We start from the raw sequence: 15,922 nt of genomic DNA, 5'->3' as shown, positions 1-15,922 counted from the left end.
ATTTATGGCCGAAGCAAGGGAATTCCTATATCCTGAAAAATGGCTTTCAAAAGCTTCAGCAGGTGACCGAGTAACATACGAGCTTCGAATGCGAATTATTTCTGGGATGATTGAAAGCGGTACCATCTTGTCTGAAAATAAATTAGCTACAGATTTTGCTGTAAGTCGGTCACCCATCCGTGAAGCCTTAAAAATACTAGCATCTGAAAATATAATTCGATTAGAAAGAATGGGTGCAGTTGTCATTGGTTTAACAGAAAAAGAAATAGAAGAAATTTATGATGTCCGTTTACTAATAGAAACGTTTGTATTTGAACGACTTGTAAGGATAGACACGAGTGAGTTAGTAAAGGAACTTAGTAAAATACTTGAAATGATGAAAGTTGCCATTAAATATCAAGATGCTGATGAATTTTCATATCAAGATGTTTTATTCCATGAAACGATTATTCGTGCAATTAATCATTCTTATATCCTGATGATCTGGAATAATTTAAAACCCGTTATGGAAAGTTTCATTCTTTTATCAATGCGCGCACGATTCAAGGACAAATATGATGATTTTGCAAGGATTATAAAAAATCATCAGCTTTATATTGAAGCAATCAAAACAAAAGAAAGAGCCCTTATGATTGAGTCTTTACACGAAAATTTTGATGATGTTCAAGGTAAAGTAGAAGACCTATGGATGTCACAACAACTGCTATCTAAAGGAGTAGAACAAGAAAATGACTAGCTATATGTTAGGTATAGATATTGGTACAACAAGTACCAAAGCTGTTTTATTTACTGAAATAGGCGAAGTTATCCAACAAGAGAGTATTGGTTACCCTCTTTACACACCTGATATATCTACAGCCGAACAAAACCCGGACGAAATTTTCCAAGCTGTCTTACAAGCCATTTCGAATATAACGAAACACCATTCTCAAAAAAAGCTATCATTTATTTCATTTAGTAGTGCTATGCATAGTGTTATTGCCATGGATGAAAATGACCAACCGCTGACCCCCTGTATCACCTGGGCTGATAATCGCAGTGAAGCATGGGCACATAAAATTAAAGGTGAATTAAATGGTCATGAAATCTACAAACGAACGGGGACACCGATTCACCCCATGTCACCACTAAGTAAAATTACTTGGATTGTGAATGAATGCACTGAGATCGCTGCCAACGCTAAAAAGTATATCGGGATTAAAGAATATATCTTTAAAAAGCTTTTTGATCAATATGTTGTTGATTATTCCTTAGCTTCAGCCATGGGTATGATGAATCTCAAAACCTTGGATTGGGATGAAGAAGCATTAAAAATTGCTGGTATAACACGAGGGCAACTATCTGAGCTTGTACCAACCACAAAGATATATAGCAACTGTCATCCACATTTAGCAAAACAGATTGGAATCGATCCCCAAACACCCTTTGTCATTGGCGCAAGTGATGGAGTTCTTTCTAATTTAGGTGTAAATGCGATTAGAAAAGGTGAGATAGCGGTCACCATTGGGACAAGCGGTGCCATTCGAACCATTATTGACCAGCCGCAAACAGACGAAAAGGGAAGAATATTCTGTTATTGCCTTACAGAAAAGCATTGGGTAATTGGTGGACCTGTAAACAATGGTGGGATGGTCCTTCGCTGGATTAGGGATGAGTTTGCCTCATCTGAAATAGAAACAGCAAAACGATTAGGAATTGATCCATACGAAGTATTAACCAAGATTGCTGAACGTGTAAGACCAGGTGCTGATGGATTATTATTCCACCCATACCTCTCAGGTGAACGTGCTCCCTTATGGAATCCAGATGTACGAGGTTCATTTTTTGGTTTAACAATGTCTCATAAGAAAGAACATATGATTCGAGCAGCCCTAGAGGGCGTCATTTATAATTTATACACAGTATTTTTAGCCTTAATCGAATGCATGGAAGGACCTGTTACCCGAATCCAAGCCACAGGAGGTTTCGCACGGTCGAATGTTTGGCGTCAAATGATGTCCGATATATTCGAATCTGAAGTAGTGGTTCCAGAAAGCTACGAAAGTTCGTGTCTTGGTGCTTGTATTTTAGGTCTATATGCCACTAAGAAAATTGACTCTTTTGAGGTAGCTTCCAAAATGATTGGTAGTACCTACACACACACACCTAAAGAAGATGCCGCAAGAGAATATAGACAATTGTTGCCAATCTTTATTAACTTATCCAGAGTATTGGAAAACGATTATTCAAGGATTGCAAATTATCAAAGAAGCTTAGTAAATAAACACAACTAGATAACTATTTGGAGGAATTAACATGCCATTACTAATTGTTGCAGTTGGGATTTTAGCATTACTAGGATTAATTATGGGCTTCAAATTAAACACTTTCATTTCATTAATCATTGTATCGTTCGGAGTTGCTTTAGCACTTGGGATGCCATTAGAGGAAATTGTCAAAACAATTGAAGCAGGTTTAGGCGGAACACTTGGTCATTTAGCATTAATTTTCGGACTTGGAGCGATGTTAGGCAAGTTGATTGCCGATTCTGGAGGCGCTCAACGGATTGCGATGACCCTTGTCAACAAATTCGGTGAAAAAAATATTCAATGGGCTGTCGTGGCTGCTTCCTTCATTATCGGTATCGCCTTATTTTTTGAAGTAGGATTAGTGTTATTAATTCCAATTGTCTTTGCAATTTCTAAAGAAATAAAGGTTTCTATTCTGTATCTTGGTATACCGATGGCAGCAGCTTTATCCGTGACACACGGTTTCTTACCTCCACATCCAGGACCAACAGTTATTGCGGGTGAATATGGGGCGGATCTAGGTGAGGTTTTACTTTACGGTTTCATTATTGCAATCCCAACGGTCATTTTAGCTGGACCAATATTTACTAAGCTTGCTAAAAAACTCGTGCCTGCATCATTCTCGAAAACTGGTAATATTGCCTCTTTAGGGGATCAAAAAGTATTTAAACTTGAAGACACACCTGGTTTTGGGATCAGTGTATTCACTGCAATGCTTCCGGTTATTTTAATGTCAATTGCTACAATTATTACTTTGCTTCAAAAAACAATGGGATTTGAAGATAATAGTTTACTAGCAATAATCCGTTTTATTGGTGATGCATCGACGTCGATGTTGATATCGTTATTAGTGGCTGTCTATACAATGGGATTGGCAAGGAAAATCCCAATCAAAACCGTAATGGAATCCTGTACAACAGCGATTACACATATTGGGATGATGCTGTTAATCATCGGGGGCGGCGGAGCCTTCAAACAGGTATTAATTAATGGCGGTGTAGGAGACTACGTAGCCGAATTATTCAAAGGAACTTCATTATCACCAATCTTGCTAGCCTGGGTCATCGCAGCAATCTTACGAATTTCCTTAGGTTCTGCTACAGTTGCTGCTTTAACAACTGCTGGTTTGGTGATTCCAATGTTAGGACAATCGGATGTAAACCTTGCTTTAGTTGTACTTGCAACAGGAGCTGGTAGCTTAATCGCTTCACATGTTAATGATGCTGGTTTCTGGATGTTTAAAGAGTATTTTGGTTTAAGTATGAAAGAAACATTTGCAACATGGACATTACTAGAGTCGATTATTTCGGTAGCTGGACTAGCGTTTATCCTATTACTAAGTTTATTCGTATAAGCCAAAACCTTTCATTATCTGAAATATAGTTCATCACTACTGGTTAGTTATTCAAAGGCAAGTTCATTTTCTAAGGGATAATACCTAAAGAAAGAGTTTTATTACACAAATCTGACCTTTCGAGGCAGTAAATCCCCCACTTTTTCTTAGTATCTTCTAAGTCTTAAAGTGAGGGGTTTTTCTGCCTATTAATCTGAGATAAAAGGAGCAGGAATAAATGTTCAATACAATTGGTGTCATTGGTTTAGGGGTAATGGGCAGTAATATCGCTTTAAACATGGCTAGTAAAGAAGAAAAAGTTGCTGTATACAATTACACAAGGGATTTAACCGATCAACTTGTCGAAAAAAGTAAAAATCGGTGGATCAATCCGTACTACGAAATTCAAGAGTTTGTTCAGTCTTTAAAAACTCCAAGAAAGATTTTTCTCATGGTCACAGCTGGTAAACCGATAGATTCAGTGATTCGTTCATTAGTTCCTTTTCTTGAAGAAGGCGATATTATCATGGACGGTGGTAACTCCCATTACGAGGATACTGAACGAAGATATGATGATTTGAAGGCTAAAGGAATCGATTATTTAGGGATTGGTATTTCTGGTGGCGAAGTCGGGGCTTTAAAAGGCCCTTCGATTATGCCAGGTGGGGATAAGGAAGCATATGAAAAAGTAGCCCCCATTTTCACAAAAATTGCAGCCCAAGTGGAAGGTGACCCTTGCTGTGTTTATATGGGGCCAAAAGGTGCCGGTCACTTCGTAAAAATGGTCCATAACGGGATTGAGTATGCAGATATGCAACTAATCACCGAGGCCTATACTTTTTTAAGAGAAAGGTTACATTTGCCCGTTAATGAAATTGCTGACATTTTTGAAACATGGAATCAAGGAGAACTGAATAGTTATTTAATCGAAATTTCGGCTGAGATTTTAAGGAAAAAGGATGAATTAACGGGCTTACCACTGATTGATGTGATTCTTGATAAAGTAGGACAAAAAGGAACAGGTAAATGGACGAGCATTCAAGCAATAGATAACGGGATCCCATCATCTATTATCACAGAGTCTTTGTTCGCCCGCTATATATCCTCTTTAAAAGAAGAACGGATTTTTGCAGAAAAAATCTTAACAGGGCCAGAGAATGGTCAGATGAGCTTAGATAAAGAGTTGTGGATTGAATACATTAGACAAGCATTATATATGGGTAAAGTTTGTGCCTATGCGCAAGGGTTCACACAATATAAAACAACTTCAGAACTTTATGACTGGGATTTGCCATTAAAAGATATTGCCCTTATTTTCCGTGGTGGTTGTATCATTCGTGCTGAATTTTTAAACGTAATCAGCGAAGCCTATCAAGCACAAGTGAATCTAGCTAATCTGCTAATCGCTCCCTATTTTTCGGAAAAGGTTAAAGAATATCAATTTGGATTACGAAAGGTTGTCTGTGAGGGAATTAATTCTGGTATCTCGTTTCCATGTTTAGGTGCTTCCCTTACTTATTACGATAGTTATCGGACAGCCATGTCAAATGCCAACATGTTGCAAGCACAACGTGATTATTTTGGTGCTCATACTTATGAACGAAGTGACTTAACAGGTATCTTTCACACTAACTGGTAGTAATAATTAAAGCTTCAATGTACATGGCTCATCCAATGACCTCTTAGTATGAAGACCTCCGCACTTAAAAGGTTAAGGACTTAATGTCCTCAACCTTTTTTGCATTTCAACAATATTCTTGCCTTCTCAACCTCTAAAATAAACGCCTTAGCAAATAAGAAAAGCTATTTCGATGAAAAAGCTATAAGGATGGGCTAAAACTAGCATTGGGGAAAAGATGAATTCAAATAAAAGCAACCTCGATTGGTCTAATTTAGGACCAATCGAGGTTGCTTTTTCCGTAATTGGCACAAAAAAAAGGGCTTAATCCTTATAAGATTAAGCCTCAGATTGTCGAGAAAGAGTATTTTTCTCGGCAATTTTTTATTTAGCCTGCTAATTGGCCGGTTGTTTCCGCTTCAAGTGCTCGCTTTCCGCGGGGCGGGCGCTGAGCCTCCTCGGCGTAAACGCCTGCGGGGTCTCACCTGTCCCGCTGCTCCCGCAGGAGTCGAGCACCTTCCGCTCCAATCAACCTAAAGTAAATCAACCTGAGGTATTGCCACACACTTTTTCTAGCCTAGACAAGTGTGTGGCAATCTTTTTCATATTTTGGCAAGCTGCAGTAAGCAATACCTGCTCGCTCGCATTCCTCAATCCCCTCAACCTACAATAGCGAAGCCCATGCAGTTCTTTTGAATCTGCGAAGCTTCGCTCAATTTTTTCTTTCCTAAATTTATAAAGCATTTTTCCTGATTTTGATAGACGATTGAGCCGCACCTTCTCCTTATATTCTTCCCATACATGTCGGGTGACGACCTTCGTCTTGTTTTTTGATCTCGTACATTCCTTCAACAGAGGACATTCTGCACATTTCTTTGGGTTTGACTTATATTCACGATATCCTTCTCTTGTAGTCGTGCGATACACTAATTCCTGTTCATTTGGGCAAGTATATAGATCTCTTTCTTTGTCATATTGAAATTTCCATTTTGGAAATAAGCCTTTAGTTGGGTGATATCTTCTATGCGCAATAACCCCAAAAATATTTCGATCATGGAGCCCTTTACAAATAGGATTTGTAAGAAAACCAGAGTCTAATCCGACTGCTTCTACTTTTAATCCAAATCTTTCGATTTGACGGTCCAAGCGAGAGAGGTAAGGGACAGAGTCATGGACATTTCCTGGAGTTACGTAGGCATCCGTTATAATATTAAACTTCATGTCTGTTGTACGGTGGTCCAGATAACAGAACATTTCCTGCTTATTTTCCCTGGACATGAATCCACACTCAGGATCCGTTGTACTTTTTCGGATAACTTTTGTCTCTGTCACCTCCTCTCGTTCTTTTAAAGCTTTTTTCCGTGATTTAGCCTATCATCCTCAATTGCTTTATTCAGCTCATCTATGTACTCGCGAGTTTCCACTTCAACTTCCTCACGAGTGAATTTATTCTTATTGGCGTTCGCTTTAAGATGAGTCGAGTCCGAAAATAAAACACGCCCACCAACCATCTTATGGTTTATGGCTTTATGGACAATTTCATCAAATATTTCTTGAAAGATGTTTGTTTCCTTAAAACGTGTTCTTCGATTCCAACTGATAGTTGAATGATGAGGAACTGGGTCATTTAGCTTCAATCCTAAGAACCATCGATAAGCAACGTTAGTTTGAATTTCTCGTTCCAATTGACGTTCCGAACGAATGCCATAAAAATATCCAATAAACATCATCTTGAAAAGCAGAATTGGATCAGTTGGACGACCGTTATCTTCTGAGTAATAGGGCCGAACCTTTTCTCCAACAAATGAAAAATCAATATATTTATCCACCTTTCTTAAAAGGTGATTTTGAGGCACCAAATCTTCGATAAAAACAAATTCAGCTTCATTTTGAACAACCTTTTTGGGTTTGAACATTCTATTCACCGTCCTGTTCTTGATAAGAATATTATACCATATTAACGCGGTGAATTATTAAAGTTATTAAACAAAATAATAGGCTGTCGAGAGTTTCTCGACAGCCTGGGGCTTAATCCTTATAAGATTAAGCCTTTTGGAAATATGAACGTTATTACCTATCTAAAAATCAATAAAGTTATTCACTGACAATCTTTAGTACGGTACCTAAATCAATAGAAGGAATTTCTTTGTCCTCTAAATACAAAGTGCCTGGTAATTCTGGTTTTGTTGATCCATCAAAACGTACGGTGATGTGGCCCAGTGTTGTAAGATTTCGTTGGACGAGATCTCCGACAGGAGTGATATCAAATTTTTCATTATCGATCATTAGCTTCTGTCCAACTCGGATATCTCCATCTGAATTAACAACATCAATGTTAATACAAAAATCCAAACACTTATTTCAAATTAGAAAAACCTCATTTACTTATGGTATGGTTCAACGTGACATAAATAAATGAGGTTTTTCACTTTAAAGTGCTATTTACCATTTTTTCGACAACTTTCACCAAATGGGCGGTGACGTTATCTTGAAAAAAGGGTACACTATTCTTAATAGACTTGGCTTGATTGGACGGGAATAAAATTATGAAGAATACGGTTATTTATAAGGAAAGTGCATGTTTTACACTCACGGCCGATTTTTACGAGACTAAACAGGATTATGCTCCTGTTATTGTATATATTCACGGAGGTGGGCTTCTTTGGGGGTCAAGAGAAGAAATCCCGAAGGAAATGGTAAAGCTCTATACCGACAATGGATTTTCATTGTTTTCCATTAATTATCGGCTTGCTCCTGAAACGAAACTGCCAGACATCCTTGAAGACGTAGAAGATGCCCTTACCTGGATTGAATCTGAAGGGCCAAAACATTTTTCCATTGATCCTAAAAGGATAGCTGTTGTAGGGAGTTCTGCAGGTGGCTACCTCGCTCTTTGTACAGGAACCTTTAAAAATAAGCCGCGTGCCATTGTTTCCTTCTATGGGTACGGGGATATAACGGCAAAATGGGCGACAAATCCAAACAAATTTTACAGTCAAAAGGTCATAGTGCCTAAAGAAACCGCTAAGAAGTTGGTATCCAATCAGATTATTACAGAAGGAACGGTTGATGACCGTTTCCTACTCTACTTGTATGCGAGGCAAACAGGAGAGTGGATTCAGGAAATATCAGGAATTAATCCACTCATAAATAAAGAGCAGCTTCTTAAGTTATGCCCTATTTATAATATTACAAAGGATTATCCATCAACCCTACTCTTGCATGGCACAAAGGATGTGGATGTTCCGTACGAGCAATCTGTTTTTATGCGAGGAGCTTTAGTAAAACAAGGTATCGAGGCAAAGATAATAACGATTCCAAACGGAGACCACGTATTTGACAAAGACTTTTATAATCCAGTTGTTCAAAATGCCTTGAAACAGGTAATTGAATTTCTACAAAGTCATTTGTCTGAATAAAAGATGAGCAATTAGCAGGAGTGGAAAAAATGTTAACCGTAAAAGACTTACTCCAGATAAAATCCATTGAAGGAATACAGATTGTTGCGGGGGAAAAAGGAATTAATAACAAAGTTTCCATTGTTAACATTATGGAGAACCCCGACACATTTGACTGGCTTACATCCAACGAACTGCTCTTATCTACGGGATATATTTTTAAAGATAGTGTTGATCTCCAAAATCGGATTATTAAAGAGCTCGCAGAAATTAATTGTTCTGGTTTGTGTATCAAGATGAAACGATACTTTGATAAGATCCCTCAGAACATGATTGATCTTGCTAATCAATATGATTTCCCACTTTTAGAGCTTCCTTTTGGATACACATTATCACAGGTAATTTCCATCATTAACGAAAAGGCAACAGGAGCATATGATTTATTAAATAGAAAATCATTAGATATGCATAAAAAATTATTTAGAATATCGCTTGAAGGTGGCGGTATTGATAAAATTTCTTCTGAGCTGGCCAAGACGATAAATAATCCCATCCTCTTTCTGGACAGAGACTGGAATTTACTCCATTATGTCGACCTTGAGGAAAATAAAATATCCCTTGCCTCTTATCTTAATCTAGAGAAAAATAGGTCAGTCTTCTCAAAGGAATTTACCGATTCCATTCCTGAAAATATAAAGGGATTTAAAAAGGCTATCAAACGAAACTATGATGCAAACGGCTTTGAAATAAAATGCCGCATCCTCCCTGTTGCCGTTTCGGATTACATTTATGGATATTTAGTTGTTTGGCAAACGGTTAGTGATTTGACGGAATTTGATTATATTGTTTTAGAGGATGCCTCGAGGATAATGGCACTCGAAAGGATAAAAGCACGTGAAATAGAGGAAGTTAAATTAAAAATAAGACAGGACTTTTTTGATGACTTATTAACAGGGAAGATTACATCTAATGATAACATTCAAACCCTTTGTGACCTACATGGATTAAAGTCTGATTATATGCATTATTGCATTGTTATTGATATTGAACCTGATGAAACTAGAGTAGATGAAGACATAATTGCCAGAAAATATAAGTTGGAAAATAACGCAAAGAAATGCGTGAATTTAATTTATGACTTATCTCGTAAATCAGCGAATGGTGAAGTCATTTCCTTTTACAGGAATAATCGCATTATCATCCTGGTTGGCAAAAAAGAATTTAATCCTACAAGCACCAAGGACGAAGCAAAGATATTTTCAAATGAACTCTATAAAAGTCTTACTAAAGAGATACCAGCAACAACTTTTTTATTTGGAATAGGCAGTCAGTATAAAACAATCTCTACACTCCATAAGAGTTTTTTTGAAGCTCACGAGGCGATTAGGCTGATGAAGCAATTCAATAATAACACGGTAGTGTCTCATTTTGAAGATTATTCCGTCTACCACTTTTTAGGTTCAAATATTAAAAATCCAGAATTAGAAGACTTCTTTATTAAAAGTCTTGGAAAAATATATGACCACGATAATCTGCACGGTACAGGTTACCTCACTACTTTAGAAAGCTACTTTCAAAATAATCATAATTTGAGTGAAACAGCTAAAGCACTATTTATCCATCGAAATACGCTTATCTATCGTATTGAAAAGATTAGAGAAATCTTAAACACTGATTTAAAAAACTCTGAAGAACTGTTACAAATACAGTTAGCTTTAAAAGTCTACCGGCTATTACCTACCCTACATCCAGATAAATAGTGTGCTTTTTTTAAAAGAGTAAATTTAGGCCCCATACCCATCAGGTATGGGGCCTACTTTATTCTTTATAAGGCTACTTGCAAGCAAGGTGTTAAGCCAATAATATGAGTTCCCGCTTGTCCATTGAGCGCATCCTTTAGGCTTCCAGGGTCGGTAATAATGACCCGCTTTCCGTTATTTTCTAAAAAGTTAAGACTTGCCTCAATTTTAGGTAACATACTGCCTTTAGCAAAGTGGTTTTCGAGGATATAATTCTTCGTTTCCTCAATTGTAATTTTATCAAGTTCCTTTTGATTTGGTTTACCAAAGTTGATACAAACTCTTGAAACACCTGTTGTTATGATTAAAGTCTCTGCATTAATTTGCTCAGCTAAAAGGCTTGTCGCGAAATCCTTATCAATAACTGCATCGACTCCGACGTACGAATTTTTGTCCGTTTTAACAACCGGAACTCCGCCGCCGCCAACAGCAATAACCACGAATCCTGCATCAATCAATGATTTAATCGCATCTTTCTCAACGATATCGATTGGTTTCGGTGATGGAACAACTCTTCGATAACCGCGCCCGGAATCTTCTACGAAAATCCAATCAGGATGTTCCTTCTTCATCTCTTCAGCTTGCTCAACCGAAAAGAACGACCCAACAGGCTTGGATGGATTTTTAAAGTTAGGGTCATCCATACTAACCTCTACCTGTGTAATGACGGAAGCAACTTTTTTATTGATTCTTCTTTTTGAAAATTCATTCGTTAACGCCTGTTGAATTTGGTATCCAATACCACCTTGTGTATCCGCTACACAATTCACTAGCGGAACTTCCGGCATACCGACATTTTCATTGGCTATCTCCGACCTTCTAAGTCCAAAGCCAACCTGCGGGCCGTTTCCATGCGTAACGACAACAGAATAACCCTCTTGAACCATATCGGCAATATGTGTTGCGGTCTCACATACTGCTTCATATTGGTCATTAATGGAATCGCGGCCATTTTCTCTTACCAACGAGTTTCCTCCGATAGCGACAATAACTAGTTTCTCCAATGTATTCCCCTCCTGATAACAAGACCCCAGTAATTGGGGTCTTGTTAAGCTAATTTATATCAACTGTGCTTCTTGTTTCGTTATACTTCCCGTTATTGCTAGTAGGGCTTTTTCAAAAGCTATAGCTGGAGGATAGGTAATACCAGCTCCAATCATTCCAATACCTGCTTCTTTATGAGCAATGGCTGTATTGATTACCGGAAGGATACCTGTTTGGACAACCTTACGAATGTCAATACCTGTTGTGATTCCTCGGAAATCTAGCAACGGAATCGTGATATTTGGATTTTCTGCGGTTGTGATTTCGGTCATTTTCCTCGAATAACCAATCGCTTCATCAACTGTACCGCCTACTAATGGAATAATTGCAGGAGCTGCTGCCATTGCAAATCCGCCAATACCGAATGTTTCGGTAATCGCACTATCACCAATATCTAAACCAGCATCTTCAGGCTTGTATCCAGCAAATAAAGGTCCAATTACTTTTTGAGCAGGACCTGTAAACCAGGTAAATCCTGGCATACCACTAACACGAATACCAAAATCTGTACCATTACGACACATCGTTGTAACGATGGTACTATCTTCGATACCATGAGCGGCATCAAGTGCACATTTACTTACAGCCATCCAGGTTGGGCCAGAGAAATAATCACTGCTGGCTACGAAGTCAAATACTTCACGCTTTTGTTCCGTTGTAAAATCTGTTTCTAAAATATAAGGAGCTAATGCCTGGAATAATAATAATGTTCCAGCGCCATTTCTGTTATGGCACTCATCACCCATGTGAAGGGCTTGTGCAAGCAAGAAACGTAAATCAATTTCTCCGGATAGTTTCACGGCATCTCTTAAAATTGGACCAAATACATCACGCATCCAGATGAGACGTTCAATAACAGTTTCATCATTCGCGCCCATTCTTAAGATTTTAGCTAGCTGCTCAGATAGGTTCGTGTAGGCGATGTTGCCATAAGTCTTATTTCTTACAACGTGCATATACATAGATGCCGATGTTACACCTGCCATTGAACCCACACAGTTATGCTCATGGCATGGTGAGAAGGTAATTTGACCAGATGCTGCAAGCTCAACTGCTGCCTCAACATTTTTGGCCAATCCTTCAAATACAATCGCTCCTGTCACCGCACCTCTCATTGGACCATTCATTCGATCCCAAGTAATCGGAGGACCGGCATGGAGAATTGTTGTCTTTGTCATACCAGGGACAACATTAATGGCTTGATCAAACCCAATAAGGACAGGGTGTGAATTGATAATTCTCTCGACAGCTAATTTGTTTGCTGCCTCAATTTTTCCCAAAACTTCAGGATTTTCAAGTTTTTCTAGTGCGGCAATTAGATCAGGGTTTCCTCCACCTGGAGGAGCCCATTCTAACTGAGTGACACTTGCGTTTTGTTTTACCATATCCTCTTTAAATAAATCGAGACCTACGTTAATGACATTCAATTTACTATTAAAAAGATCGTTTATTTTACTCATGGTTTAAGCCCCTTTCACAACAAATTCTCTTGCTAATAATCCTGCATGGGCATTACTACTTGCAATTGTTACTCCTGCAGCTACTAATTTATCCACTTGTTCCTCAATATTTTGACTATCTAATTCTGTTCCAAGAACATATCCTACTATTTCTAAATGTCTTCCTTCCTCTTCAGCCAATTGCTTCGCTTCAATAATGGCAGGTAGGAATGCACCGGCTGGATCTTCGTGCGCACCAAAACCCAAGACAAAGTCCATGACGATGACACCAACAGAAGGATCCTTTGCGTCTTGCATAAATCTTGCTAATCGAGTTGATGGGTCAATCATTGGATGCGGTTTACCCTGTGTAAATTGGTCATCGCCAAAATCAATAAATGTATGCCCTTCGCTTACATTTACATCTTTTAAGCGATATTCAGGATTCCTTTGAATGTTGCTGTAAACATTATCAAACTTTTCCATGGCTGCATGCATCGCCTCATCACAAAGTGTGCCGCCGCTGAATAATCCGCGAATATATTTTTGTTCAGTCGTCAGCTTCGAACGGACTTCTTCAATGAGTTCAAGGTTTAACTCACTTTTATTCAAATTATTTTCACTTATTCCAGCTAGAGAAATTGCTTTAAAGGCTGCTTCTTCTGTCGTTTTCGCAAAATGGCCGCCTGCTTGAACGGTTGTTTCTTCTTCACCGCCCATAAAGCATACAACAACTGGTTTAGAGCAATTTTTGATTTGGGCAAGGACTTTTTTCTCAACACTTGGTGCAGGTGGCTTAGAAACTAAGATAATCACTTTCGTTGCTTCATCTTCTTCAAGCGCCTTAATACCATCAAGCATCATAATTCCGCCGACTTCTTCACTTAAATCCCTACCACCGGTTCCAACTAGCTGAGTGATTCCGCCACCTAAATTATGAATAAGAACGGTTACCTCTTGGCTGCCAGTTCCAGAAGCTCCAACAATTCCGATATTGCCTTTTCTTACTGCATTGGCAAAGCACAGAGCGACATCTCCAATAATGGCTGTTCCACAGTCAGGTCCCATCAATAACAATCCTTTTTCATGTGCCAGATTCTTAAGTTGGATTTCGTCCTCAAGGCTGATATTATCGCTGAACAACATAACGTGAAGTTCATTCTCTAGTGCCTTTCTTGCTTCCCTGGCAGCATATGTCCCACTTACAGAGATAATGGCAAGGTTCGCCTCCGGAATACTTTTTACAGCGGAAGGAATGGTGGAGTATTTCACATCACTAGGATCCTTTTTCGCTTTTTTTGTAAATAATTCTTCAATCTCAATGAATGCGTTCTCACAAAGCTCTTCAGTAGCTGCTTTAACAACAATCATCAAATCACTACTATTTGCCCCCTCGATTTCCGGGGTATTCAAACCGATATTTTTGATTACCTCTTTATTCATATCAGTCCCCATGGCAATCATGGCTTGTTCTACACCGTCGATATCGCACGCTCTGTTGGATAAAGTCATTAAGGATACCGAATCAATATATGTGTTTGTCTTAAATACCACTTTAATAGGCATATGTTACCCTCCAATTTTTTTTGTTGAAGAAATGAGATAAATTGAACCTTGGTACTAAAGATCAAGACCCCTTCCTTTTTAAGCAGGAATGAAAGTTTACTCCGCGTGTTGTTTATTTTGAAATAAGCTACACGATTTATTCTAGAAGGGAGTGGTAAAAACGTCATTGTATAACCAAACCAAAAAATCTTCTTATCAGTTAGGCATTATGTACAATGATTTAAATTGTATTTTTTTGTAAAAAATAAAAAGAACCAAACATTTTTGATCATGTTCAGTCCCGGAATGAATCCTAAAAATAATAATGGAAATGGTTATCCTCTCTTTAATGCACCATGGGGCAATACGGCGTGAACTCCTTTGCTGGAATTAACGATTTGCGTAATTCTTAAATCTACCACTACACTTGCTAGAGCAGTAGCTTCACGTTTATCAATCTGATATAAATCCTGCATTAATTGCAGCATCTCATTAAGGGCTATGGTTGTCGCTTCATTTAGATCTTCATGAAATCCAAAGGTAATCCAGCCGGAAGGTGTATAAGCCCTTGGCATTCGAAGATGTATGTCTTCCCTTACTACAAATGTAAGGTCGACCATGTCCATTGGACATTCAATTGCTGTCCCGGATACTTCCCCGTCTCCCTGTGCTGCATGGCCATCACCAACAGAAAATAACCCTCCTTCCACTGCAATTGGCAAGTATAATATACTTCCCTTCGTTAGTTCCTTACAATCAATATTTCCCCCACAATACCTGGGGGGGATAGTTGAATGGATACCTGGTTCACTAGGGGCAGTAGCCATCACTCCCATAAAAGGACTCAATTTAACAGAATAGGAGTCATTTTTCAATTGGCAGACTCCCTTATTTTTTTCATGGTCTAATAGCCAATCCACCCGTAATTCTTCCTGCAAGGTATTCCCCAACTTAGAATCCTGCAAGTTTCTTTCACCACCAGAAAAGTTCCATCCATACCAGCCAGGAACAATATCATTAATTTTAATCTCTAATGTCATTCCTGGTCTGGCATTTTTTATTGCAATGGGTCCTATCATAGGATGTCCCCAAATTTTTTCCCTTTCTCTGGATTCATAAACAACCCTTTTCCCATCCTTATATGAGTAACCACAGTCAATATCCGGGGTAACAAACTGGACTGAATCACCGGAATCAATCGTGAGAATTGGTTGATAGTTGTTACTAAATGAGATATGAAGGTTTTCATTTTTAATATCAATCTCATGCTTCAAATTCATTTGTTTCGTCTCCTTCATTTTCTAGAACCTCTTCTGAATTTAAAAATGAATCTCTTATCATTGTACATTATGCCTAACTGATAACAGCTATTTTTAGTTTTATTATACAATGACGCCGAAAAGAATCCCTTCTACAATATTCGTGTAAGGTCATATTGAAAGCGATTAAATTTTAAAA

Annotated in this window: 12 protein-coding genes; 6 read left to right on the top strand and 6 right to left on the bottom strand. The window is 38.3% G+C overall.

Annotated elements, in window-relative coordinates:
- Positions 1-4: 4 nt before the first annotated feature.
- The 4 genes from B1NLA3E_RS03350 (at position 5) to gnd (ending at position 5,260) form a co-directional block, all read left to right on the top strand.
- A complete protein-coding gene (locus B1NLA3E_RS03350; RefSeq protein WP_015592450.1) occupies positions 5-736 on the top strand; it encodes a GntR family transcriptional regulator in 732 nt (243 codons plus the stop codon).
- Positions 729-2,273: a gluconokinase gene (gntK, locus tag B1NLA3E_RS03345; RefSeq protein WP_015592449.1), complete on the top strand. Its 1,545-nt coding sequence runs from the start codon at positions 729-731 to the stop codon at positions 2,271-2,273. The genes B1NLA3E_RS03350 and gntK overlap by 8 nt, the downstream gene beginning before the upstream one ends.
- A gap of 22 nt (positions 2,274-2,295) precedes the next feature.
- Entirely contained in the window at positions 2,296-3,642 is a 1,347-nt protein-coding gene (locus B1NLA3E_RS03340) for a GntP family permease (RefSeq protein WP_015592448.1), read from the top strand.
- A gap of 217 nt (positions 3,643-3,859) precedes the next feature.
- On the top strand, positions 3,860-5,260 hold the full coding sequence (gene gnd, locus B1NLA3E_RS03335; protein ID WP_015592447.1) for a decarboxylating NADP(+)-dependent phosphogluconate dehydrogenase: 1,401 nt from the start codon (positions 3,860-3,862) through the stop codon (positions 5,258-5,260).
- Positions 5,261-5,782: 522 nt separating this feature from the next.
- On the opposite strand, the gene B1NLA3E_RS23180 is transcribed toward gnd, so the two are convergent.
- Positions 5,783-7,155 (bottom strand): IS1182 family transposase gene (locus tag B1NLA3E_RS23180; protein WP_144061422.1). Its coding sequence is split into 2 segments (ribosomal slippage): positions 5,783-6,591 and positions 6,591-7,155, totalling 1,374 coding nucleotides; the frame shifts between segments, so codons are not numbered across the junction.
- Positions 7,156-7,333: 178 nt separating this feature from the next.
- A complete protein-coding gene (locus B1NLA3E_RS03320) occupies positions 7,334-7,591 on the bottom strand; it encodes a PTS glucitol/sorbitol transporter subunit IIA (RefSeq protein ID WP_083935044.1) in 258 nt (85 codons plus the stop codon).
- 194 nt (positions 7,592-7,785) lie between these two features.
- Here B1NLA3E_RS03320 and B1NLA3E_RS03315 point away from each other — a divergent pair, with 194 nt between their 5' ends.
- Together B1NLA3E_RS03315 and B1NLA3E_RS03310 are read left to right on the top strand one after the other, a co-directional pair.
- Positions 7,786-8,658, top strand: a complete 873-nt coding sequence (locus B1NLA3E_RS03315) for an alpha/beta hydrolase (RefSeq protein ID WP_015592445.1) — start codon at positions 7,786-7,788, stop codon at positions 8,656-8,658.
- A gap of 29 nt (positions 8,659-8,687) precedes the next feature.
- Positions 8,688-10,397, top strand: a complete 1,710-nt coding sequence (locus B1NLA3E_RS03310) for a PucR family transcriptional regulator (RefSeq protein WP_041580262.1) — start codon at positions 8,688-8,690, stop codon at positions 10,395-10,397.
- Between the two features lie 65 nt (positions 10,398-10,462).
- Here the strand turns inward: B1NLA3E_RS03310 and arcC are convergent, their stop codons facing one another.
- From arcC to B1NLA3E_RS03290, 4 genes are all read right to left on the bottom strand, one after another.
- Entirely contained in the window at positions 10,463-11,440 is a 978-nt protein-coding gene (arcC, locus tag B1NLA3E_RS03305) for a carbamate kinase (RefSeq protein ID WP_015592443.1), read from the bottom strand.
- 54 nt (positions 11,441-11,494) lie between these two features.
- A complete protein-coding gene (locus tag B1NLA3E_RS03300) occupies positions 11,495-12,940 on the bottom strand; it encodes a DUF1116 domain-containing protein (RefSeq protein WP_015592442.1) in 1,446 nt (481 codons plus the stop codon).
- A 3-nt stretch (positions 12,941-12,943) separates the two neighbouring features.
- Positions 12,944-14,485: an acyl-CoA synthetase FdrA gene (fdrA, locus tag B1NLA3E_RS03295; protein ID WP_015592441.1), complete on the bottom strand. Its 1,542-nt coding sequence runs from the start codon at positions 14,483-14,485 to the stop codon at positions 12,944-12,946.
- Positions 14,486-14,799: 314 nt separating this feature from the next.
- Complete coding sequence (locus B1NLA3E_RS03290; RefSeq protein WP_187292150.1) at positions 14,800-15,744, bottom strand: acetamidase/formamidase family protein; 945 nt, start codon at positions 15,742-15,744, stop codon at positions 14,800-14,802.
- Positions 15,745-15,922 lie beyond the last annotated feature (178 nt).

The organism is Bacillus sp. 1NLA3E (genome assembly GCF_000242895.2).
In the GTDB taxonomy this organism is placed as follows: domain Bacteria; phylum Bacillota; class Bacilli; order Bacillales; family Cytobacillaceae; genus Bacillus_BU.
This window is presented reverse-complemented; position numbering and strand designations above follow the sequence as displayed.

Excerpts from the sequence above, each read along its gene's own strand:
- fdrA (WP_015592441.1), bottom strand. The coding sequence starts at position 14,485 with ATGCCTATTAAAGTGGTATTTAAGACAAACACATATATTGATTCGGTA.
- B1NLA3E_RS03300 (WP_015592442.1), bottom strand. The coding sequence starts at position 12,940 with ATGAGTAAAATAAACGATCTTTTTAATAGTAAATTGAATGTCATTAAC.
- gnd (WP_015592447.1), top strand. The coding sequence starts at position 3,860 with ATGTTCAATACAATTGGTGTCATTGGTTTAGGGGTAATGGGCAGTAAT.
- B1NLA3E_RS03315 (WP_015592445.1), top strand. The coding sequence starts at position 7,786 with ATGAAGAATACGGTTATTTATAAGGAAAGTGCATGTTTTACACTCACG.
- B1NLA3E_RS03340 (WP_015592448.1), top strand. The coding sequence starts at position 2,296 with ATGCCATTACTAATTGTTGCAGTTGGGATTTTAGCATTACTAGGATTA.
- gntK (WP_015592449.1), top strand. The coding sequence starts at position 729 with ATGACTAGCTATATGTTAGGTATAGATATTGGTACAACAAGTACCAAA.
- B1NLA3E_RS03290 (WP_187292150.1), bottom strand. The coding sequence starts at position 15,744 with ATGAATTTGAAGCATGAGATTGATATTAAAAATGAAAACCTTCATATC.
- B1NLA3E_RS03310 (WP_041580262.1), top strand. The coding sequence starts at position 8,688 with ATGTTAACCGTAAAAGACTTACTCCAGATAAAATCCATTGAAGGAATA.
- B1NLA3E_RS03350 (WP_015592450.1), top strand. The coding sequence starts at position 5 with ATGGCCGAAGCAAGGGAATTCCTATATCCTGAAAAATGGCTTTCAAAA.